Annotated in this window: 15 protein-coding genes; 10 read left to right on the forward strand and 5 right to left on the reverse strand. The window is 47.2% G+C overall.

Annotation, left to right across the window (positions count from 1 at the left end):
* Window positions 1-3: 3 nt before the first annotated feature.
* From tgt to H8K52_RS12470, 6 genes are all read left to right on the forward strand, one after another.
* Complete coding sequence (gene tgt / locus H8K52_RS12445) at window positions 4-1,137, forward strand: tRNA guanosine(34) transglycosylase Tgt (protein WP_186923231.1); 1,134 nt, start codon at window positions 4-6, stop codon at window positions 1,135-1,137.
* 245 nt (window positions 1,138-1,382) lie between these two features.
* Window positions 1,383-1,706, forward strand: coding sequence for a preprotein translocase subunit YajC (gene yajC / locus H8K52_RS12450; RefSeq protein WP_186923267.1), 324 nt, complete (start codon window positions 1,383-1,385; stop codon window positions 1,704-1,706).
* A 109-nt stretch (window positions 1,707-1,815) separates the two neighbouring features.
* Window positions 1,816-3,684, forward strand: a complete 1,869-nt coding sequence (gene secD / locus H8K52_RS12455) for a protein translocase subunit SecD (RefSeq protein WP_186923232.1) — start codon at window positions 1,816-1,818, stop codon at window positions 3,682-3,684.
* Window positions 3,685-3,736: 52 nt separating this feature from the next.
* Window positions 3,737-4,714, forward strand: a complete 978-nt coding sequence (secF, locus tag H8K52_RS12460; RefSeq protein ID WP_186923233.1) for a protein translocase subunit SecF — start codon at window positions 3,737-3,739, stop codon at window positions 4,712-4,714.
* Window positions 4,715-4,975: 261 nt separating this feature from the next.
* A complete protein-coding gene (locus H8K52_RS12465; RefSeq protein ID WP_186923234.1) occupies window positions 4,976-6,238 on the forward strand; it encodes an efflux RND transporter periplasmic adaptor subunit in 1,263 nt (420 codons plus the stop codon).
* Window positions 6,235-9,321: an efflux RND transporter permease subunit gene (locus H8K52_RS12470; protein WP_186923235.1), complete on the forward strand. Its 3,087-nt coding sequence runs from the start codon at window positions 6,235-6,237 to the stop codon at window positions 9,319-9,321. The genes H8K52_RS12465 and H8K52_RS12470 overlap by 4 nt, the downstream gene beginning before the upstream one ends.
* A 241-nt stretch (window positions 9,322-9,562) precedes the next feature.
* Here the strand turns inward: H8K52_RS12470 and H8K52_RS12475 are convergent, their stop codons facing one another.
* Window positions 9,563-11,281 carry a cation:proton antiporter domain-containing protein gene (locus H8K52_RS12475; protein ID WP_186923236.1) on the reverse strand — a complete coding sequence of 573 codons (1,719 nt, stop codon included), beginning with the start codon at window positions 11,279-11,281 and terminating at the stop codon, window positions 9,563-9,565.
* A gap of 179 nt (window positions 11,282-11,460) precedes the next feature.
* Here H8K52_RS12475 and argJ point away from each other — a divergent pair, with 179 nt between their 5' ends.
* From argJ to H8K52_RS12490, 3 genes are read left to right on the forward strand one after another with little or no spacing between them, the layout of a single operon-like run.
* Window positions 11,461-12,699: a bifunctional glutamate N-acetyltransferase/amino-acid acetyltransferase ArgJ gene (gene argJ, locus H8K52_RS12480; RefSeq protein WP_186923237.1), complete on the forward strand. Its 1,239-nt coding sequence runs from the start codon at window positions 11,461-11,463 to the stop codon at window positions 12,697-12,699.
* A gap of 15 nt (window positions 12,700-12,714) precedes the next feature.
* Window positions 12,715-13,578, forward strand: coding sequence for an ATP-binding protein (locus H8K52_RS12485; protein WP_186923238.1), 864 nt, complete (start codon window positions 12,715-12,717; stop codon window positions 13,576-13,578).
* A 33-nt stretch (window positions 13,579-13,611) separates the two neighbouring features.
* Window positions 13,612-14,022 carry an NUDIX domain-containing protein gene (locus H8K52_RS12490; protein WP_186923239.1) on the forward strand — a complete coding sequence of 137 codons (411 nt, stop codon included), beginning with the start codon at window positions 13,612-13,614 and terminating at the stop codon, window positions 14,020-14,022.
* 23 nt (window positions 14,023-14,045) lie between these two features.
* On the opposite strand, the gene H8K52_RS12495 is transcribed toward H8K52_RS12490, so the two are convergent.
* The 3 genes from H8K52_RS12495 to H8K52_RS12505 all read right to left on the reverse strand — a co-directional run bounded on the left by H8K52_RS12495 (window position 14,046) and on the right by H8K52_RS12505 (window position 17,411).
* Complete coding sequence (locus H8K52_RS12495) at window positions 14,046-16,205, reverse strand: AsmA family protein (RefSeq protein ID WP_186923240.1); 2,160 nt, start codon at window positions 16,203-16,205, stop codon at window positions 14,046-14,048.
* Window positions 16,206-16,354: 149 nt separating this feature from the next.
* The gene (locus tag H8K52_RS12500; protein ID WP_186923241.1) at window positions 16,355-17,206 is read right to left on the reverse strand and encodes an SPFH domain-containing protein; all 852 of its coding nucleotides are present in this window, start codon (window positions 17,204-17,206) and stop codon (window positions 16,355-16,357) included.
* Between the two features lie 13 nt (window positions 17,207-17,219).
* Complete coding sequence (locus tag H8K52_RS12505; RefSeq protein WP_186923242.1) at window positions 17,220-17,411, reverse strand: hypothetical protein; 192 nt, start codon at window positions 17,409-17,411, stop codon at window positions 17,220-17,222.
* A 279-nt stretch (window positions 17,412-17,690) separates the two neighbouring features.
* On the opposite strand from H8K52_RS12505, the gene H8K52_RS12510 reads away from it, so the two are divergent.
* The gene (locus H8K52_RS12510) at window positions 17,691-18,584 is read left to right on the forward strand and encodes an EamA family transporter (protein ID WP_186923243.1); all 894 of its coding nucleotides are present in this window, start codon (window positions 17,691-17,693) and stop codon (window positions 18,582-18,584) included.
* Between the two features lie 18 nt (window positions 18,585-18,602).
* On the opposite strand, the gene H8K52_RS12515 is transcribed toward H8K52_RS12510, so the two are convergent.
* On the reverse strand, window positions 18,603-21,251 hold the full coding sequence (locus H8K52_RS12515; RefSeq protein ID WP_186923244.1) for a hypothetical protein: 2,649 nt from the start codon (window positions 21,249-21,251) through the stop codon (window positions 18,603-18,605).
* Between the last annotated feature and the right edge of the window lie 130 nt (window positions 21,252-21,381).

Below are 21,381 nucleotides of genomic sequence, written 5' to 3' on the forward strand. Positions count from 1 at the left end.
CCTATGCTGCAATTTCAATTACTCAAAAAAGACAAAACCACAGCCGCGCGACGTGGTCGTATCACGGTTGATCATGGCGTGATCGAAACGCCGATCTTTATGCCTGTCGGCACTTACGGTTCGGTGAAGGCGATGTCGCCGCTCGAACTGAAAGAAATCGACGCCCACATTATTTTGGGTAATACCTTTCACCTGTGGCTGCGCCCAGGTTTGGACGTCATCAATAAGTTTGGCGGTCTGCATGATTTCATGGGTTGGGACAAACCTATCCTGACGGACTCTGGTGGATTTCAAGTATTCTCACTTGGCGCAATGCGCAAGATCACCGAAGAAGGCGTGAAGTTTGCCTCACCGATTAGTGGCGAGCGCTTGTTCTTGTCGCCTGAAATCTCGATGCAAATCCAACGTGCTTTGAATTCCGACATCGTCATGCAATTCGACGAATGCACCCCGTACGAAATCGACGGTCGTCCAGCTACGAGCGAAGAAGCCGGCAAATCCATGCGCATGTCTTTGCGCTGGGCACAACGTTCGATGAATGAATTCAAAGGTGGCGAAAATCCAAATGCCTTATTCGGCATCGTACAAGGCGGCATGTTTGAAAATCTGCGCGACGAATCTTTAGCTGCGTTAAACGAAATGGGCTTCGATGGCATGGCAATCGGCGGCTTGTCGGTTGGTGAACCAAAAGAAGACATGCTACGCATCCTCTCGCATGTCGGCCCAAAACTGCCAGAAAACAAACCGCACTATCTAATGGGCGTAGGCACACCTGAAGACTTAGTCGCTGGTGTGGCCAACGGCATCGATATGTTCGACTGCGTGATGCCAACTCGCAATGCACGTAACGGCTGGATTTTCACCCGCTTTGGCGATGTCAAAATCAAAAACGCCCGCTACAAAGAAGATAAAGCGCCATTGGACGAAACGTGCACCTGCTACGCCTGCAAAAATTTCTCCCGCGCTTACTTGCATCATTTACACCGCACTGGCGAAATCTTGGGCGCTCGTTTAAATACGATACACAATTTGCATTACTACCTCGATTTGTTCCGCCAGATTCGTTTGTCTTTGGATGAAGACCGTTTCCCTGAGTTCGTTGCGCAATTTAAGGCGGATCGGGCGCGTGGGGTGTAAGGGCGCGATTTAGGTAGGTTTTGCCGAATTTGCCTCAAAGAATCGTTTGCACAACAAGTTTTCGACTGTCTCGGCCGAATTGGCAGAATCCGGCGATCAAGATGCTAGAATGTTGCGCTTTGTTGCTAGGCATGAAAATGCTGATGGTTTTGGCAAGAGTGTTGTAGGGCTTTAAATCTTCAAGATTGCCCCAAGATGCGTGCAAGTGTCTGATTTGTTTTGAAAAAATTATTAAATGGAGTTTTATCGTGTTTATTTCTAATGCTTATGCACAAGCTGCTGGTGCAGCAAGTCCTGAATCTTCTTTGATGAGCTTTTTGCCTATCATTTTGATGTTTGTGGTTTTGTACTTCGTGATGATTCGTCCGCAGATGAAACGTCAAAAAGAACAAAAATCGATGTTGGATGCGTTGGCTAAAGGCGATGAAGTCATCACTGCTGGCGGGATCGCGGGTAAAGTTACGAAAGTATCCGACGCATTCGTGTCTGTCGAGGTTAGCAATGGCGTCGATATCCAGATCCAAAAAAGTGCAGTCACCACACTGCTACCAAAAGGTACACTGAAATAACATTCGCTGGCGCAGCATAAGGGGCAAATTTGAAAGTTTGCCCCTTCGTTATTTTCGTTGTTTAGTTTTCTATTGTTCTTATTGTGCTGTATTTATTTAGACTCTCGCTATGAATCGTTATCCTCTCTGGAAGTACATCATCATATTGATTTCGCTGATCTTTGGTGTTTTGTATGCTTCACCAAATTTTTTCGGTGATTCATACGCTGTGCAAGTCAATAGCATGAAGGCCACTGTCAAGGTGGACCAAAGCATGATCGCGCAGGTAGAAAAAGTGTTGAAGGAAGCTGGCATCAGCTCAACCGGTTTTTCTTATGACTTTAATGGTATTCAAGGCTCTGTGCGTGCGCGTTTTGCCAATACGGATTTGCAGTTTAAAGCGAAGGCAGCACTGGAAAAAGGTCTGAATCTTGATCCTAGTGATCCCTTATATACCGTGGCCCTGAATCTGTTACCGAACACGCCAGAATGGATGCAAAAACTGCACGCCTTTCCTATGTACTTAGGTTTGGATTTGCGCGGTGGTGTGCATTTCTTGATGAAGGTCGATACTTCTGCGGTTCTCAATAATCGCTTGAATGCCTTGCAATCAAGCATCCGTAGCACATTGAAAGATAAAGAAGTACGCCACGCTGGTATTTCGCGCGATGCTTCTTCTGTCACCATCAAATTCCGTGACGCTGATACACGCAAAAAGGCACGTGACGTCATCGCACGTCAAATGAATGACGTGAATTTACTCGACAATGTGGTGACACCGGATAACACGGACTTGTCTATCAAAGTCTCGATGAAACCAGATGCTTTGACGAATCTGATGAACGAAGGCGTGAAGCAAAATATTGCCGCTTTGTCCAAGCGTGTGAATGAAATTGGTGTTGCAGAACCGATTATTCAGCAACAAGGCGCAGATCGTATCGTCGTGCAATTACCTGGCGTGCAAGATGTAGCGCGCGCAAAATCGATTATCGGTCGTACCGCGACATTGGAAGTGCGTTTGGTTGATGAAAGTGTGATCGGCCCAGTCGATGAAAATACGGCTGTACCATTCGGTTCCGAAATGTTTAAAGTTGGTCGCGGCGGTCCTGCAATTTTGTATAAAGATCCTATCGTCACAGGTGACGCCATCACTGGCGCGCAAGCAAGTTTCGATCAAAATCAACAGCCTGCAGTGAGCATCGATTTGAATAGCGAAGGCGGTCGTCGCATGGGTGAAGCGACTCGTCAAAACGTTGGTAAACGTATGGCCTTTGTCTTGTTTGAAAAAGGTAAGGGCGAATTGTTGCAGGTGGCGACGATTCAAGGTCTGTTCAGCAATAAGTTTCAAACCACAGGTATGCGTTCCACCAATGATGCAAATGAACTCGCATTACTGTTACGCGCTGGTGCTTTAGCAGCGCCGATGGAAGTTATCGAAGAACGCACGATCGGTGCGCAATTGGGTGCGGAAAATATCACTAAAGGTATTCACTCCACAATGTACGGCTTTGCCGCCATCGCTGTGTTCATGATCGTGTATTACATGATTTTTGGATTCTTCAGCGTGTTTGCCTTAGCGGTTAACTTGTTATTGTTAGTTGGTATTTTGTCGGTGATGCAAGCGACCTTGACCTTGCCAGGTATGGCGGCGATTGCACTGGCACTGGGTATGGCGATTGACGCTAACGTTTTGATTAATGAACGTATCCGTGAAGAGCTGCGTGGTGGTAATTCACCGCAAAACGCGATCACGCAAGGTTTTGATCGTGCTTGGGCGACGATTCTCGATTCCAACGTGACGACCTTGATCGTTGGTTTGGCTTTGTTGGTGTTTGGCTCTGGTCCAATTAAAGCGTTTGCGATCGTTCACTGTTTGGGTATTTTGACTTCGATTTTCTCCGCGGTGTTTGTCTCGCGTGGTGTGGTCAATCTTTGGTATGGACGCAAAAAGAAATTGGCTTCTATTTCGATTGGTCAGATTTGGAAACCTGCTGATTAAGCATAGTCCACTCAGCACTTAGTCAATTACAGAAAAGATTTAGGGATTTATCATGGAATTATTCCGAATTAAACGCGACATACCTTTCATGCGCAATGCGCTGATTTTTAATGTCATCTCTGCTTTAACTTTCGTTGCAGCTGTGTATTTTCTTGTGACAAAGAGTTTGCATTTGTCTGTGGAATTTACTGGCGGTACTTCGATGGAGGTTAGCTATAGTCAAGCGGCAAATACTGACAAGATTCGCGACAGCATTAAGGCCTTGGGTTTGAATGAAGTCGTGGTACAGACTTTTGGTAAGGCTCAAGACGTGGTGATTCGTTTGCCTTTGCCTAAAGTTTCGGACGGTGCTGCTAAGCCAAGTGAAAAAGAACTCAATGCGATGATTACTACGCAAAATGAGCGTGTGATGAGTGCTTTGAGAACTGATCATCCCGATGTGAAGCTTCAGCGTACAGCCTTAGTTGGCGCGCAGGTTGGTGATGAATTGGCGCATGATGGCTTGATGGCCTTGTTATTCGTGATCGTCGGCGTGATGGCGTATCTAGCCATACGCTTTGAATGGAAATACGCAGTTTCTGCGATTATCGCGAACTTGCATGACGTGGTGATTATTCTGGGTTTCTTCGCCTACTTTGAATGGGAATTTGATCTCGCGGTGTTGGCAGCGATATTGGCGGTCTTGGGATATTCAGTCAACGAATCTGTGGTTATTTTTGATCGTATCCGTGAAAATTTCATGAAAATGCGTAAGGCAACCGTGACCGAAGTTATCGATAATGCGATTACTAGCACGATCTCACGTACAGTCATCACCCATGGTTCAACGCAGATGATGGTGTTGTCGATGTTGTTCTTTGGTGGGCCAACTTTGCATGGTTTTGCGATTGCTCTGACGATTGGTATTTTGTTTGGTATTTACTCTTCTGTTTTCGTGGCTGCTGCAATCGCGATGTGGTTGGGTGTCAAGCGTGAAGATCTGATCAAACCAGTGAAAGAAAAAGACGAAACTGACGGCGCAGTCGTTTAACTTAGGGAAAAAACTTTCCTATGTCGTAATTTTCGTAACAAAGCGTATAAAAGAACCAAGCCAGCCTGAGTGCTGGCTTTTTCTTTGTTAAGATGCCGTACGTCAACAAAACATATGTTTTTTGATTTTTATCACTTAGCTATTTTATTATTCATTGGCTAAGCTGATTTGAACCAGAAAACAGGCACAGATTTACAGTGTGTTACAGAACTTTCCCAGCGCAAACTGTCTAAAGTGCTTCGACCAGAAAACCAAACCAACATGAAAAACACAAAAATCACGGTACTTGCTTTATCCATCGCTCTTGCCGGGGGCGGCTATTGGATGTGGAAAAAAGGCGGTTCTGAAAGTACAGAATTAGTCACAGGTCAAACCATAGGTGGCAAAGGTGATAAGAATCGCCCAGTCACGGTCAATACGGTGCTCGCAAAAAAACAAGACTACGAAGTCAAATTACAGGCGAATGGTGTGGTGTCATCCTTGAATATCGTTGACGTGCGTCCGCAGGTCAGCAGTGTGATTGAACGTGTCCACATTAAAGAAGGTCAGTTCGTCCGCGCCGGCGATTTATTATTTACCTTGGATAACCGCACAGACACGGTCAATGTGAATAAAGCCCAAGCACAGTTAGACAAAGAACTTGCAAGCTTGGCAGAGAATCAACGCCAACTCGCACGTAGCAAAGAGTTATTTGAGAAGAAATTTCAATCCCAAAGTGTCGTCGATGCCGCGCAAACGACTGTCAAAGCCCAGCAAGCCGTGGTGGATGGCGCCAAAGCTGCTTTGGCTGCCGCAAAAGTTAGCTTGGGTTACAGTCGTATTGTCGCGCCGGTCAGTGGACGTACAGGTTTGATCAATGTATTTCCAGGTTCACTAGTGCAGCCGAGTACGGCAGGGGCCGCTTTGGTAACGATAACGCAAATGGACCCGATAGCGATTACATTCCCACTCCCGCAACGGAATTTATTCGATGCCCTAGACAGTATGAAGCGTGGCGATAGTGTCGCCAATGCCAGCTTGCCGGATAATAAAGCGCGCTTCAAAGGTAAATTGCAGTTTATCGATAACGCAGTCGATGCCATTTCTGGCACGGTGAAAGTCAAAGCGGTGTTCGATAATAAGGAAATGAAATTGTGGCCTGGCGCTTATGCTAATGTGGACTTAAGTGTACTGACCTTGAAAGACGTGATCGTGGTACCACGCGATGCGCTGGTGATGGGCGTCAATGCGGTGAGCGTTTTTGTAGTCGATGCTGAGGGCAAGGCGGAGCAAAAGAAAGTCCAGCTCCAATATAGTTTTGAAAATGATGCCATCGTTTCCGGCTTAGAATCAGGTATGAAAGTCGTGTTGGAAGGTAAGCAAAATCTCCGCCCTGGTGTGCCCGTCAAAGAGCGTGTCGAGGGCGATGGCAAGACTAAGAGCGAAGGCGAAACAAAGAAAACGGGTAATAGTGCTGCAGTTGGCACGGCAGCATCGGGAAGCGCAAGCGCAAGTGCAACCGTATCTTCTGCGAGTGCATCATGAATTTATCGGAGTTATTTATCCGTCGTCCCGTGATGACGATATTGCTGAATATTTCTATCGTTGTCGCCGGCATCTTGGCCTACCGCATGATCCCAATTGCGGCCTTGCCAAGTTATAACACCCCGGTGATCAGTGTCGGTGCAGGTTTGCCCGGTGCGAGTCCTGAAACCATGGCAACTTCTGTGGCACTACCTTTAGAAAAACAATTTTCTACCATCCCCGGTTTAGCTACGATCAGTTCTAGTAGCACCTTGGGTTCGACTTCGCTGACTTTAGAATTTGATGCTAGTCGTAATGTCGATGATGCTGCTGTTGATGTGCAAGCCGCCTTACTGCGTGCACAACGCGCCTTACCGATAGAGATGACCTCGCTGCCATCGTATCGTAAAGTGAATCCGGCCGATTCTGCCGTATTGGTTTTGGCATTGACTTCGCCGTCTTTAAGCTTGGCTGAACTGACTAATTACGCGGAACATTTAATTTCGCCAAATCTTTCGACCTTAGCCGGTGTGGCGCAGGTGAATATTTTTGGTATCCGTCGTTATGCGGTGCGTATCCGTGTTGATCCGGGTGCCTTGGCGAGTCGCAATATTGGCTTTGATGAAATCACTACCAGTATCCGCGCAGCGAATTCGATTGCGCCTGTCGGTACACTCGATGGCGATAAACAAACTTTAACCATCGTCGCGAATAAGCAATTACAAAATGCGGCTGAGTTCGCCAGCATTATTATTAGCAACAAGGGTGGCCAAGTTGTGCGTTTGCGTGACGTCGCCAGTGTGGAAGACAGTTACGAGAGCGTCAAATCAGTTGGCAATTTTAACGGTGAGCCAGCAATTATGTTGGCGATCCAGCGACAAACTGATGCCAATACGGTCAAGGTGGTCGATGCCATCAAAGCGGCGATTCCAGGCTTTAAAGCGCAATTGCCAGCTTCTGTAAATATTACTTTAGCCAATGATAGATCAGTCTCCGTACGTGACTCTTTGCACGATGTGAATCTGACTTTGCTGCTCACGATTTTCTTAGTGATCGTGGTGATCTTTTTATTTTTGCGTCACATGGTGGCGACAATTATCCCGGCCTTGTCTTTGCCAGTGTCTCTGATCGGTGCCGTATGTTTGCTATGGGCGTTTGATTACACCTTGGATAATATTTCCTTGCTTGGGATTACCTTGGCAGTAGGTCTGGTGGTCGATGATGCGATTGTGATGCTAGAAAATATTATTCGTCACGTGGAAATGGGCGAAACTCCGTTTGAGGCGGCGCTCAAAGGATCACGCGAAGTTGGGTTTACGATTATTTCGATCTCGACTTCCTTGATCGCCGTGTTTATTCCTATCTTTTTTATGCCCGGCGTGATCGGTCAACTCTTTCATGAGTTTGCCGTCGTGGTGAGTCTGGCGATCATCGTGTCGGCCTTTGTGTCTTTAACTTTGGTACCGATGTTGGCGAGTCGTTTCTTAAAAGCGGAGAGCGATCATTTGCCACCGTCAAAATGGATGGGCGCCTTGACCCATAGTTTTGAGCGTGGCTTCAATGCCTCCTTGAACGCCTACACACGTGGATTGGACTTGGCTTTAGCCCATAGGAAATTTGTGTTATTCGTGGCGTTCCTGACTTTCGCTGCTACCGCGTATTTGTTTAATGCGATTCCGAAAGGTTTCTTCCCAGAAGAAGACATTGGTCAACTTAATGTCTCAACTGAAGCGGCTGAAGATACCTCGTTTCCCGCGATGGTGATCTTGCAGGAAAAAGTCGCGAAAATTTTGCGTGATGATCCTAACGTATTGACGGTATCTTCATTTCACGGTGGTGGCGGCTCACAAAATACCGGACGTGGTTTTATTAATCTTAAACCACGCGATCAACGTAAGCCTATGAAGGAAGTCGTTGAAGGCTTGCGGAATAAATTAAAGGCCGTCCCAGGTATCACCGTGTTTTTGCGCCCAACGCAGAACTTACAACTGGGTGGTCGTCCAAGCAAGAGCCAGTACCAATTCATTATGCAAAGCGTGAATGCTAGCGAGCTCAGTAGCTGGGCATTCAAAATGCAAGACAAAATGCGTGCTGATCCCGGTTTCAAAGATGTGACGACTGACTCACAACTAAAGGGCTTGCAAGCCTCGATAGAAATCGACCGAGATCGCGCTAACTCTTTAGGTGTGGGCATTGATGCGATTCGCGCGGCTTTATATAGCGCGTTTGGTGAACGTCAAATCGCAACTCTATTTACCAGTGTCGATAGCTACGCGGTGGTATTGGAGGTCGGGCCTGAAGATAAAAAAGACGAGGCCGCCATCGGTGCCATTTATGTACGCAGTAACACCGGGAATTTAGTACCGATGTCGAGTTTTGCTACCGTCAAACGTACCGTGGGACCGACCGCCATCAATCACGTTGGGCAGTTACAAGCCGTAACTGTGTCGTTCAATCTGGCACCTGATATGCCCTTAGGTGATGCGACGAATAAGATCGATAAATTTAAAGATGAGATCAAATTGCCATCCTCAGTGATCACTTCCTACGGTGGTGATGCTGCCGTGTTTAAAGATTCGCAAGCTGGACAAATGATCTTGATCATCTCCGCGCTGCTGGTGATCTATGTCTTGTTGGGTGTCTTGTATGAAAGCTTTATTCACCCGATCACGATTTTGGCAGGCTTGCCATCTGCTGCGGTTGGCGCTCTCTTGATGCTGCAATTGTTTGGTAAGGACTTAACCTTGATTGCGACCATCGGTATTTTGCTCTTGATTGGTATCGTCAAGAAAAACGCCATTATGATGATCGATTTCGCTCTCGATGCACAAAGGCATCGCGGCATGAACCCACCAGAAGCCATACGCGAAGCCTGTATTGAGCGTTTCCGTCCGATCATGATGACCACGCTGGCAGCTTTGGTCGGTGCGCTACCAATTGCTTTGGGACTAGGTGCTGGCGCGGAGTTACGTCAACCACTGGGTTTGGCTGTAGTCGGTGGTTTGATCTTCTCGCAAGCGATTACTTTGTTTATCACGCCGGTGATTTATTTGGCTCTGGATAAATATAGTGGAAAAGGGCCGATACTTGGGAATGCGATATAACAGCGCTCTAAACTGTCCGCTATAAAGAAGAACGCCCGACATTTTCTAAAGATTCATTCAGAAAATGTCGGGCGTTTTTGTTTTAAGGATGAGGCTAGCGAGTAGATTGGGCTGCAAAGTCCAATAGCCGATGTTCTTGTAGCTGAAGCTAGCAATTCATTGGTTCAGCATCAATGGATTTCTGTGGCTTTTATCCAATTCCTGTCGATTTGAAACAAGTAAAGCCTTTGACGAAAAATGTTCAATGCGCCTTAACGGCTTGCTCAGTACCTACTGCAAAGCGTTCCAATACATGACTGGTCATGCCCTTCGCCAATTCTTCTTCACCCAAAAACACCAGATCTGAAGTTTCTTGTTTGAGTAATTGCATCTCGTCTGCGCTATCAGCCCGCAGGATGATTTCAATCTCGGGATTGAGTGTGCGAGCGGTTTTGATCATTTGGCGCGCATGTAAGGTATCGGGGATGGCGATCACTAACATCGCTGCAGTGTGAATGTGTGCTTGTACTAAAACCGCAGCTTCTGCCGCATTGCCGGATACGGCGACGACGCCTTCACTGCGGATTTTTTCCACCAGTTCGCGATTTTGTTCCGCCACGACAAAGGGAATATGTTGCTCTTTGAGAGTCGCGCCGATTCTGCTGCCTATACGGCCGTAGCCGACTAACACGATTTGCCCTTGCAGATATTTACCGTCCGTGCTTTGTGGTAATTCTGCGTAAGGATCTTGTCTTTGTTCCAGATTGCGTGCTGCTTGTGAGTTTGCCAGCGTCCAGCGACGGATAGGTTCGACCAACGCAAACAATACGGGATTGAGCGCGATCGTAATCAAAGCACTCGCGAGAATTAAACTCATGCCCTCGATGGGTAGCAAGCCTAAGCTGACACCAAGGCCGGCCAGAATAAATGAGAACTCACCGATTTGTGCCAGACTCGCCGCGACTGTCAACGCGGTGTTGAGTGGGTAGCGGAATGCGATCACAAGAGCGACCGCTGCGAGCGCTTTACCAAGAATAATAATCGCCACCACCGCCAACACATGCAAAGGTTGTTCGAGCACGATTACCGGATCAAATAACATGCCGACTGAGACGAAAAATAACACTGAGAAGGCATCGCGTAAAGGGAGCGATTCCTCCGCAGCACGATGACTAAATTCTGATTCGCGCATCACCGTGCCTGCAAAAAAAGCACCGAGCGCGAAAGACACGCTAAACAGCGCAGAGGCACCATAAGCAATTCCGATCGCACATGCGATTACTGCTAAGGTAAATAATTCACGCGAACCCGTACGCGATACCTGCCATAACAACCAAGGCAGCGCGCGCCGACCGACGACGAGCATCAAGACGATGAAGGCAGCAACTTGCAATAAAGTTTTTCCAAGTGCCATCCAAAGCGGTGTTTCAGGTGAGCTCGTGGGGATGGTGCCACCCAAGACGCCAGCGAGCGCTGGTAACAACACCAGGAAGAGGACAGTTGCTAGGTCTTCCACCACCAGCCAGCCAACTGCGATGCGTCCATTCATCGAATCCAAAATGCCACGCGCTTCCAAAGCCTTTAAAAGCACGACGGTGCTGGCACAAGAGAGCGACAAGCCGAACACCAGACCACTTCCTAGACTCCAACCTAGACACCATGCCATGAACATGCCCAGCCCAGTTGCAAAGGCCATTTGTAGAATGGCACCTGGTAGGGCAATGCGCTTAACTTCCAATAGATCTTTTAAGGAAAAATGCAGACCGACTCCAAACATCAATAACATCACCCCGATCTCAGATAATTGTGCAGCGATATTCGCATCGGCAACAAAGCCGGGCGTGGCGGGGCCAATTAAGATTCCCGCGACCAAATAGCCAACTAAGGCAGGCAGTTTGATCTTTTCTGCGATAAAACCAAAGATCAGTGCAAAGCCAAAGCCTGCTGCTAAGGTGGTGATTAAGGAAATGTTATGGTGCAAAATGAGTTCTCCTGAAATTGATGCTTTGCGTGGCGAAGTTATTCTAACACCATGGACCAATTGACCCTGATAGACGTAGAAGCTATAAAAGGTGTTTTTTTGTGACTCTAAGGAAACTACAACTCTAAAATATCCTACAATAACGGCTTACTTTTCATCACCATTCTAGGACTGACACCATGGCCGTTAATTCCCCCATTCCACTCGCCGCCGATTTGAAACCAGTGAAAGGTATCGAACTGGGCTACGCTCAAGCGGGCATACGCAAAGCAAATCGTAAAGATTTGTTGGTGATGAAGTTGGCGCCAAGTGCGACGGTGGCAGGTGTTTTTACGACCAATCGTTTTTGTGCAGCGCCAGTGCAGGTGTGTAAAGCGCATTTGGAAAGTCCCCACATGGCAGTCGGACCGATACGCGCGTTGGTTGTGAATACAGGTAATGCCAATGCCGGTACTGGCGATGCGGGCTTGGCAGCTGCCAACGCGACTTGCGCCGCGCTTGCTGAATACCTAGGATGCGAGCCTTCACAAGTGTTGCCATTTTCGACAGGCGTGATTCTTGAACAATTGCCGGTGGATCGTTTGATCGCTGGTTTGCCCGCTGCCATTGCGAGTTTGAGTGAAGACAATTGGTTCCACGCAGCCGAAGCGATTATGACCACCGACACACAGCCAAAAGCTGCGTCAAGTTCAGTGGTGATTAATGGCATCCCGGTGACGATGACGGGCATCAGTAAAGGCGCGGGTATGATCAAACCCAATATGGCGACCATGCTTGGCTATCTGGCTTTGGATGCCAAAGTGTCACAAACTGTACTTGACCATTTGGTGAAGAAGGCCGCCGATCAATCATTTAATTGCATCACGATTGATGGCGATACGTCTACCAATGATTCTTTTATGTTGATCGCCACTGGCACATCGGCATTAGAAATCAATGAACTTGATACACCAGAGTATCAAGCGCTAGCTGACGCGGTCATCGCTTTATCGCAAAAATTAGCACACATGATTATTCGCGATGGCGAAGGTGCGACCAAGTTCATGAGCATCGTGGTGGAAGAAGGCCGTGATGTCGAAGAATGTCGCAAAATTGCGTATTCCATTGCCCATTCACCTTTAGTGAAGACCGCTTTCTTCGCTTCTGATCCGAATCTAGGTCGTATTTTGGCGGCGATTGGCTACGCTGGTGTGAACGACTTAGAAGTTGGTAAGTTAAATCTGTACCTTGATGATGTCTGGGTTGCCAAAAATGGTGGACGTAATCCTGATTATCGCGAAGAAGATGGCCAGCGCGTAATGAAACAAAGTGAAATCACGATACGCGTAAAGCTCGCGCGCGGCATGGCAAGTACGACAGTTTGGACCTGTGATTTGTCGCATGACTATGTTTCGATTAATGCTGATTATCGTTCTTGATTCGGCAATTACCTCATGTCCCAACTTGATCAATTCTTAAGCCGTGCCGAGCACTTGTTAAATCGCTTGGAAGCCTATTTGCCGCCACCTGAGCCAATGCCAGACTGGCGCTTGGCAACGGCATTTCGTTGGCGTAAACGCAGCGGCCAGGGGTTTTTGCAGATCGTTAAACATACTGCCAAATTGACATTCGATGACCTGCAACATATCACGCCACAAAAAGAATTGATCGCGCAAAACACGCGCCAATTTGTTGAGGGAAAGCCGGCCAATAATGTTTTGTTGACTGGCGCTCGCGGCACTGGGAAATCGTCTTTAATTAAAGCCTGTTTACAAGAATTTGCCGAGCAGGGTTTGCGATTGATTGAAGTTGATAAAGCCGATATGTGTGACTTGCCAGATATCATCGACTTAATAGCAGAGCGCCCAGAAAAATTTATTTTGTTTTGTGATGATCTGTCGTTTGAAGATGGCGAAGCGGGTTATAAGGCATTGAAGGTCGCTTTAGATGGCAGTATCTCGGCTCAGGCTGACAATGTGCTGATCTATGCGACATCGAATCGGCGTCATCTGATGCCAGAGAGAATGTCGGATAACGCCAGCTACACCCATGACGAGGATGGCGATTTGCACCCGGGCGAAACAGTTGAGGAGAAAATCTCCTTGTCTGAACGCTTTGGTTTGTGGGTCTCGTTTTATCCGTTCAAACAAGACGATTATTTAGATATTGTCGCGCATTGGTTGCACAGTTTTTCATGCACGCCCGAACAAATTGCGGCCGCGCGTGGCGATGCTTTGCGTTGGGCTTTGCAACGAGGCTCACGTTCTGGTCGCGTCGCATGGCAATTTGCCCGCGATTTTGCTGGCCGTCACAATTAGGTTTCCTTACTCCCATTTTTTGAAGTTGATACTATGAACGCAAGCCCGGTCAATGTCGCAGTCGGCATTTTGATGCAAGCCAACGGCGATGTCCTATTGGGACAGCGGCCGGAGGGGAAGCCTTATGCTGGTTACTGGGAATTCCCTGGCGGTAAAGTCGAAGAGGGTGAAGATATTCTGGCGGCACTCGAACGCGAATTTATGGAAGAGCTAGGAATACAAATTCTGACTGCGGAACCATGGTGTGGCGTCGAATACATTTACCCACACGCCCATGTGCGCCTGCACTTTTACATCTCACGTGAATGGATAGGGGAGCCGCAAAGCCTGGAAGGGCAAGCGTTTGCATGGCAAGGCGCGGTGGCAGTGGAACCGCTTCTTCCTGCCACCATACCCTTGATTACATGTTTGGACGGCTTACGTTTTTCTAGCAACCTAAGTTGATTTTTTGATTTTGAATAATCAACTTACTGCCCGAACAAACCTTTCAATTTGTCCTTCAATTGCTCATTTACTTTTTCTTTCAATTCTTTTTTCTTCTCTTCTAAGACCGGCGCGGCTTTCGCTTTAAAGGCGGATTTCAAAGCTTCGCTTGAGATCTGGGCGAACTGCAACTGATAGCCTAATTTATCGAATGGCCCGCTGATGCGAACTGGAATGGTCAAGTCTTTCAGTTGCGCCAAGTCTGCGCCGTCTTGACCAGTTGAGGTATTGACGATGGTGGCGCGTGCTGTGTAATCGAGACTGCTATTGCGCAGATTGACTAGTCCTTTGCCACCCACGCGTAAGAAGGGCGATTTCATATCGAGATCGTCACTGTTACCTATGCCATCGACGAAATTGATCGATGCCGACATCGCCGAAAAGTCCGTTTTTTCAAGTTGATTGGCGGCTTGCTGTTGATCGGTTTTGTTGAGAATCTTTGCCTTAAAGTCGCGCAAGGATTTCGCTAGGTTAATGCCTTTAACCGCGCCATCCGAAAGTTGTGTGCGTATGCTGCCGTTTAAATTGTCTTTGAATTGTGAGACGCGTTTGCCATGGGTCTTGATGTTCAAATTCAAGTTGCCACGTCCTTCTACAATATCTTTTTGCATGAAATCGACTAGGATAGGATTGATCTGCACATTGCTTAAATTTTGCTGCATCTGGAAGTGATTGCCATCGACATCAAATCCCATACTGCCAGCGACACTGCCTTGATACAGTTGTGCCGCAATACCATTCATGGTGATTTTCCCCTGATTGGCTTTGAGCGGTAATGCCACTTGATTGATCTTGAGGTTTTTAACCTGTAAAGCACCGATGCGGATCAATCCATCGAGATTCAGTGATTTTAATGCGGTCAGATTGAGATCGTCTTCTTTGCTAGTATCGGTTTTCGCAGATTCAGTCGTACTCTTGAGGTAGCGATCCAGATTCAGTTTGTCGATATCGACGTTAAAGCTAATTGCCGGATTGGAAAAGTTTTGCACTTGTACCGTTGTGTGGAGCGATGTCTCATCAAACTTCGCATCGAGCTTGGTGTTGAGTGACTTATCTTTGAGGTTGGCGCTGAGTTGACCAGTTACAGGCACCACAATGTCGGCTTGTGCCAATTTGGGATCGTTCAATTTGATTTGCATCGTCAATTGCGGCAGTTGCAGGATTTGGGTATCGAGTACCATCTTCAGACTAGATTTCAAATCGACCTGTTTGGAGGCACCAGCTTGTTTGCTTTGTGCCTGTAAGCTGATCTCGGCAATGCTGAGGTCTTTGTCATGCATCAAGAACTTATTCAGTATGACTTGCGCGTTCAATTCTTGCGCGCCACTGAGTTTTGCCGTTAGCTTAATTTGTTCGCTAGTGCTGTCTGTCTGACTTAGATGCAAAGCCGATGTATCGATTTGAACATCGAAAGGATTTGCGCCTAGTTTTCCTGCGATCTGTGTTTTTAGGTCTTGTACATCGAGAATTTTTTGTTCGATATCAAAGCGTAATTGGGTATTGATGTTTATTGTCGCTTCGGCTTTTGGTTTGTCGAATTGAAATTGTGCACTGAACTTAATAGGGGTTTTATTTTTATCACTGATTTTTCCAGTACTCAAATTCAAGTCATGAATACGACCTTTCAACTCGCCTTTCTGATCATCAATCTCGAAGCTCGATTGCGCGATGTCGATCCCTTCGATATCAAATCGCATTTGTTTTTCTGACGGATTTGCAGATTCAGCTTCTTTGACTTCGGGATCTTGCTTGATTAAGTCATCGATATTCGATTTGCCCTCGGCATCACGTTGATAACGCAGTCGCATGCCGTGTAAAGACACTTTGTCGATGACGATTTGTTTTTGTAGTAGTGGTAGCAAGGCGAGAGAGACTTGGGCACGATCAAGTGCCGCGAATTGTGTCGTCGATTCGAATTCTGATAGCTTAATTTTTTCTAAACTGACACCAAGTTTTGGAAAAAAATTGAGTTGAATATTGCCATCGATACGCAAACTACGATGCTTTTTATTTTTCACCAAGTCGATCAGTTGCGATTTGAATTGATTCGGATCGAAAACGAAACTGAGATAAGCGATACCAAGGCCGAGTATGAGTGCCAAGGAGGCAAGCAGAATGGCGATTATCTTGAGTGGCTTGTTCATGACGTTTTCCTGAAAAATTTGTAGATCACAGTGTCGTGATCATAACATCGTCGGAAAAGTGATTTTGTTAAATGTGTTGGCTTTGGCGAATGTTATTGTGATTTGTTACCAGCGTCTGTTGCCAGACACTGGTGTGCGTAGTGAAATTCTTATTTATTCACATTCACAAGTGGCGTCGCATTTCCCAAGAGTACCGTGTTGCCGGCCTTTGATGCCACTGCAATTGCCGCATCGCGATGGATCTCTGCCAGACGTAATTCTTTTAACGCTGGGGTGAGCGATTCGCTAATGATTTTATTCGCTTTGGCTTCACCTTCTGCCTGCACGATCAGACGTTCGGCTTCGGCGCGGGCGAGATCAACTTCTTTCAGTTTCTTTTGGATCGCTTGATCGGTCTCTGCACGTTGGCGAATGGCAGCTTCGATGGCGGGATCCGTCAGCAGATTACGTACGTTGACGGCGGTAATCAAAAAAGCGCCCTTGTCATTGGCGTCTAACTCCGCTTGTAAGCTAGCTCTAACCATCTCGGCTAATTCGGTGCGTTTGGTATGCATGGTGGTGGCGTCAAGTTGGGCGATCGACTTATAGACCGATTCACGTGCCTCACGTGAGACTCGGCTATAGGCCATCACTAAGTCACTGGTGCCATCTCTGACGACTTGCTTATGCTGTACGACATCGCCTTGGTATTTAGTGTAGAGAGCAGGAATGGCCGCTGGCATGGTTTTGAAATAGATGTCGATATCGACGTCTTTCATGGTTAAGTTATCGCGGCTTTTTGGCGTCATATCTTGTAGTTGAAAATTCACTTCTTTTGCCGTGAATTCATCAACCGTTTTAAATACCGTGAAATAGACGCCAGGTGGTAGGGCATCTTTGCCAACTTTGCCTAAAGTACGTTCGACACCGACATTGCCGGTGTCGATTTGGGTACATCCAGTCATGAACGCTGCTAAGCTGATAAGTCCAATTGGGGCGATTTTTGTGAGGCGTGATTTCATGATTTTTCCTGAATTAGAGTAAATGTAGCGCCGGTGTGTAATAGGCGATGATCAATAAAACGATAAGAAATAGGCCGAAGGCTATCAAGCGAAAGGCGTGACGAGCTAAAGTTTTGCTGGCGTTTTTTCGAGTTAGTGGGCTGGTTAGGTTCCAGCAGCCATACAGCACCAATGCGCCGATTAGTATCATCACAAAATGTTTCATCACCGTTCCTTTCTGTTGATCGCTGAATTACTTAAATTTTGCCTGGCGAGTCGCCCTTCATAAAGCTGACTCATTTGCCAGAAATCTTCATCGCTCGTAAATCATTTGAGTTTTGAAAAACAGAGTGTAGTTTTTTTATGGCGTCAGCACTAGAAAAATCATCAGGTAATTGGTGTCATAAAACACCGATGCTTTCTTTGCGTAGCGTGAAATTACGGTGCTCCTGAGAATTTGTTACACTGTGACCATTCGTCTCTCCTCATTTTCCTCAGGTTGCGCGTGTCATCCACAGCATTTTTCTTAGTTGTTCTCGCTGGTCTTATTCATGCACTTTGGAATATCGCTGCCAAAAAAGCTGGAGGCGATATTCGTTTTGCAGGCTTTAGCTCACTGATCATGACCGTTGTATGGGCGCCAGTCGGTTTGTATGTCGGATGGGATGTCGTGCCGCAGTGGGGTTGGTTGGAGTGGGCGTTTATCAGTGCCAGTGGGGTGTTGCATGTGCTCTACTTCATTACTTTATTGCGAGGCTACCGCAATGCAGATTTGACCGTGGTGTATCCGTTGGCACGTGGTTCTGGACCGCTGCTTTCCTCCGCGGTGGCAATTTTGTTTTTGGGCGAGCATCTCAGTTTGCTTGGCGGTTTCGGCATTGTGGCCGTGGTCGGCGGGGTGTTCTTGATTGCAGGTGGACGCCAATTACTGGCTTCACTATGTCAGCGTGAAGAAAAAACGCAACAGCAATTGCGGGTACGTAAAGGTATTTTTTATGGCCTATTTACTGGCTTATTTATTGCTGCGTATACCGTGCTTGATGCTTATGCGGTGAAAGTTTTGTTGTTGTCACCAATTTTGATCGATTATTTTGGCAATTTCCCCCGGCTGTTGGTGTTGCTACCGGCACTCTTGCGCGACCGTGAAGCGACTCGCACTGCTTGGCGTAAAGAGTGGAAATATGCAATGATCGTTGCCTGCGTCAGTCCCATTTCCTATGTTTTGGTGCTGTATGCGATACAGACAGCACCATTGAGTCATGTTGCGCCGGCTCGCGAGGTCTCTATGTTATTCGCGGCGCTAATTGGCGGCCATTTACTGGACGAAGGCGATCGCATGCAAAGAGTGCTTGGCGCCTTGTTGATCGCAGCAGGCGTGATTGCTCTTGGAACGTCGTAAGCCACGCCAAACAATATCTCAGGGCTTAATTTGCTGGTAATTTTTATCTAACTTCGGCTGAAATAATTGTGCATCCACAGTGGGGGCGACGGTGTTTGGTATCGGTGTGTTCAGCGTAGTTTTTTTACCAGTTTGCACGGTTGCAGGTTTGGGCTTAGCTGCATTTTGTGCCTCTTGTTGTTGCCACCACCAATAGCCAGTCAGCGCGATTCCGGCAGTGATGACAATGGCAATGGCACCAGTACTCAAGCCCGATTTGGAACGATTCACACTTTCCAAATACAGCTCAAATTCATCTTTGCGATCTATCGACATCAGGTTGGTGCCTGGTGTCAGGTTGTCGTCGGCTGGTACACGTATAGCAACCAGTTCCTCGGGAGCCGCTTCTAGTTGATCAATTGCTAAACGCAGTTGAGGATCTTGTAGTTGTTGCCGTTCTTGTTCACGAGTATCTGCTTGCTCGGCGAGTTGTTGTCGCTTTTCGGCCAGCGCTTGTGCTTGATCCTCGGCGATCTGGCGCGCTCGTTCGGCCGCCATAGCTTGCTCTTCGCGTTCTAGTCTTTCCTGTTCAGCGGCAATAGCGAGTGACTCTTGTTCAGCACGATCCTGCGCGAGGCGTTCTGCTTCCTGTGCCCGCATGTGACGTTGCTGAGCAACGACCGTAGCAACCTTTTCGGCATTGAGTCTGGCTTTGGCTTTGGCGTATAAGTCTTTTTCCTGTGCAATTTTTTGATGTGCCTGAGCGAGCAGAAGACGTTCTTGCCCGGCGAGTTCATTGAGGGTGTCGATGTCCGTATTTAAGCTGATCAACTCAGCATCTAGTGCTGCACGTTCGACTTGTAAAGTCTGAGCCTGCTGTTCTTGCTCTTGACGATCATGTGTCAGTGCTGCTAATTGCTGTTCTGCTTGTGCTTTGCGCTCTTTGACGGCGGTGTGTCGCTCAAGTAATTGATGCAGTTCCTCACTCTGCAATGCCACGTGTGTTTCTTGTTCCAAACGTGCCTGCAGTAATTGTTCGGTTTCTGTTTCTAGGGCGAGTTGCGCTCGGGTGCTCTGGATTAATTCTGCTTCTGTTAATTGTCTTTGTTCTTGCAAACGTTGGGCATTGAGTTCTGCCTGCTGTCTTGCCTGTAGCTGTTGCTGTACTTGGATCGAGGCTGCGACTCTTTCTCGCGCGAGCTTCTCGGCTTCGGCTTCGGTGATCGCTAGTTGCTGCGCCGCTTCAAGTAGTGCGGTTTCGTGGGCTAAACGCAGCTGTTCCGACTCGAGTGTCAGGCTATCATTGAGTTGGCTTTGCTTCACCGTGGTTATTGCATCATGCTCGGCTTGCAAGCGCTTTTGCGCAAGTCGTTCCGCCTCTTGGGCTGCGGCTAAATGTAGTGCTGAAACCTGTTCTGCACTTTGTTCAGCGCGCAGGCGGGCTTCGACCTGCACGAGTAAATCTGTTTCCGCAGCGAGCTTGCGTTGACTGTGCTTTAGTGCCTCATGTTCGGCGATCGCTCGTTCTTCCGCTTTGAGTGTCGCCAATGATTCCAGCTCTAATTTTTCTTTGGTTGCCCGCTCCGCCTCGTCATCCGCAATGGAGATTGCTAAAGCAGATTCCATTAAGGCCGTTTCTGCTTGTACTTTTTCTTGTATCAGTGCACGAAGTTCTGCCTCGCTGGCAATGCGCTCTTGGACTTTTTGTTCGGCGACACGGCTGATTAACAAACGTTCCGTGCTCTTTAACTTGGCTTCGCGTTCTAGTGCGACTTTGATTTTTGTCGCTCGCAATAATTCACTTTCCGCTTCCACTTTGGCGTTGTTGACGCGAATTTGTTCAGCTTCTAAGGCTTCCTGTCGAATGAATTCTTGTCCTGCAGCTTGCTCGGCTTGTTGTTTTTCACGGGCGATGCGTTCGCATTCTAAATCCGCTTGAATTCTCTTTTGAATTTTGTCTTGCAGCGCTAGCTCTGTTGTGGATTTTTGCAGGCTAGTTTGCGCAAGTTCTTGTTCTGCGGCCAGGCGTAATTGTGCTTGTTCTAAGGCAGCTTGCTCCGCGAGCTCGCTATTTTTCAGTGCTTGCAATAGGGCAGTCTCTGCCTGCAATTTTTCTTGCGCTGCTTGCTGCGCTTCAGTATCGATCCTCAAGCGTTCTTTCGCAGCCAATTCGATCTTCTGATTGGTTTCTAGTTGAGTTTGCGCGGCAACTTTTGCTGCTGTTTCATTCGCCAATAGTTGTTGGGCGCTTTGTAATAATTGCTCTTCTAATGCCAATTTTGCCAATGCGGCTTGTTCTGCTTGTTGCTCCGCCGTCAGTCTTTGCGTGCTTGTTTCCAATGCCTGCTGTTCACTATCGAGTCTTTGCTGTGCTAGTTTTTCTGCTTGTTTTTCCGCTAGCAGACGATTTCTCACCTTGAGTAATAAATCCTGTTCAAAATTTGTGCGGCTGTTGGCGTCGATCAACATATCGCGCTCGACTTTTGATCTGGCGTAAGCTGCCTGTTGTAAATTCCATTCTTTGTCTATCTGATCCAAAATGCTCTCATGTTGCTTTTCATCGCCTACATTATTCTCTGGCGAACTAGCTTGCGCTAAAACAGAGTTCTTAGCGAGCTCACTTTTTTCATCGTCAATACTGAAATCCATTGAACGACCTAACAGTGATTGCTTAAGGTGTTTAAACATGAAAGAAGCCTAGACCTAAAAAAATTGCACAGGAAAACAATTTGATGAAAATTGGAATAATTTTTATTATCATCAAATCAAGGGATTGCTTAACATTTTACCGAAAATTAAGCTGAAGTCTTTCGTCGTT

It is taken from the genome of Affinundibacterium seohonense (assembly GCF_014284305.1).
Taxonomy (GTDB): domain Bacteria; phylum Pseudomonadota; class Gammaproteobacteria; order Burkholderiales; family Burkholderiaceae_D; genus Undibacterium; species Undibacterium seohonense.

What these genes read in the sequence shown, in the direction of transcription:
- tgt (WP_186923231.1), top strand. Translation starts at nt 4, where the DNA reads ATGCTGCAATTTCAATTACTCAAAAAAGACAAAACCACAGCCGCGCGA.
- secD (WP_186923232.1), top strand. Translation starts at nt 1,816, where the DNA reads ATGAATCGTTATCCTCTCTGGAAGTACATCATCATATTGATTTCGCTG.
- secF (WP_186923233.1), top strand. Translation starts at nt 3,737, where the DNA reads ATGGAATTATTCCGAATTAAACGCGACATACCTTTCATGCGCAATGCG.
- H8K52_RS12465 (WP_186923234.1), top strand. Translation starts at nt 4,976, where the DNA reads ATGAAAAACACAAAAATCACGGTACTTGCTTTATCCATCGCTCTTGCC.
- H8K52_RS12470 (WP_186923235.1), top strand. Translation starts at nt 6,235, where the DNA reads ATGAATTTATCGGAGTTATTTATCCGTCGTCCCGTGATGACGATATTG.
- argJ (WP_186923237.1), top strand. Translation starts at nt 11,461, where the DNA reads ATGGCCGTTAATTCCCCCATTCCACTCGCCGCCGATTTGAAACCAGTG.
- H8K52_RS12485 (WP_186923238.1), top strand. Translation starts at nt 12,715, where the DNA reads ATGTCCCAACTTGATCAATTCTTAAGCCGTGCCGAGCACTTGTTAAAT.
- H8K52_RS12490 (WP_186923239.1), top strand. Translation starts at nt 13,612, where the DNA reads ATGAACGCAAGCCCGGTCAATGTCGCAGTCGGCATTTTGATGCAAGCC.
- H8K52_RS12495 (WP_186923240.1), bottom strand. Translation starts at nt 16,205, where the DNA reads ATGAACAAGCCACTCAAGATAATCGCCATTCTGCTTGCCTCCTTGGCA.
- H8K52_RS12500 (WP_186923241.1), bottom strand. Translation starts at nt 17,206, where the DNA reads ATGAAATCACGCCTCACAAAAATCGCCCCAATTGGACTTATCAGCTTA.
- H8K52_RS12505 (WP_186923242.1), bottom strand. Translation starts at nt 17,411, where the DNA reads ATGAAACATTTTGTGATGATACTAATCGGCGCATTGGTGCTGTATGGC.
- H8K52_RS12515 (WP_186923244.1), bottom strand. Translation starts at nt 21,251, where the DNA reads ATGTTTAAACACCTTAAGCAATCACTGTTAGGTCGTTCAATGGATTTC.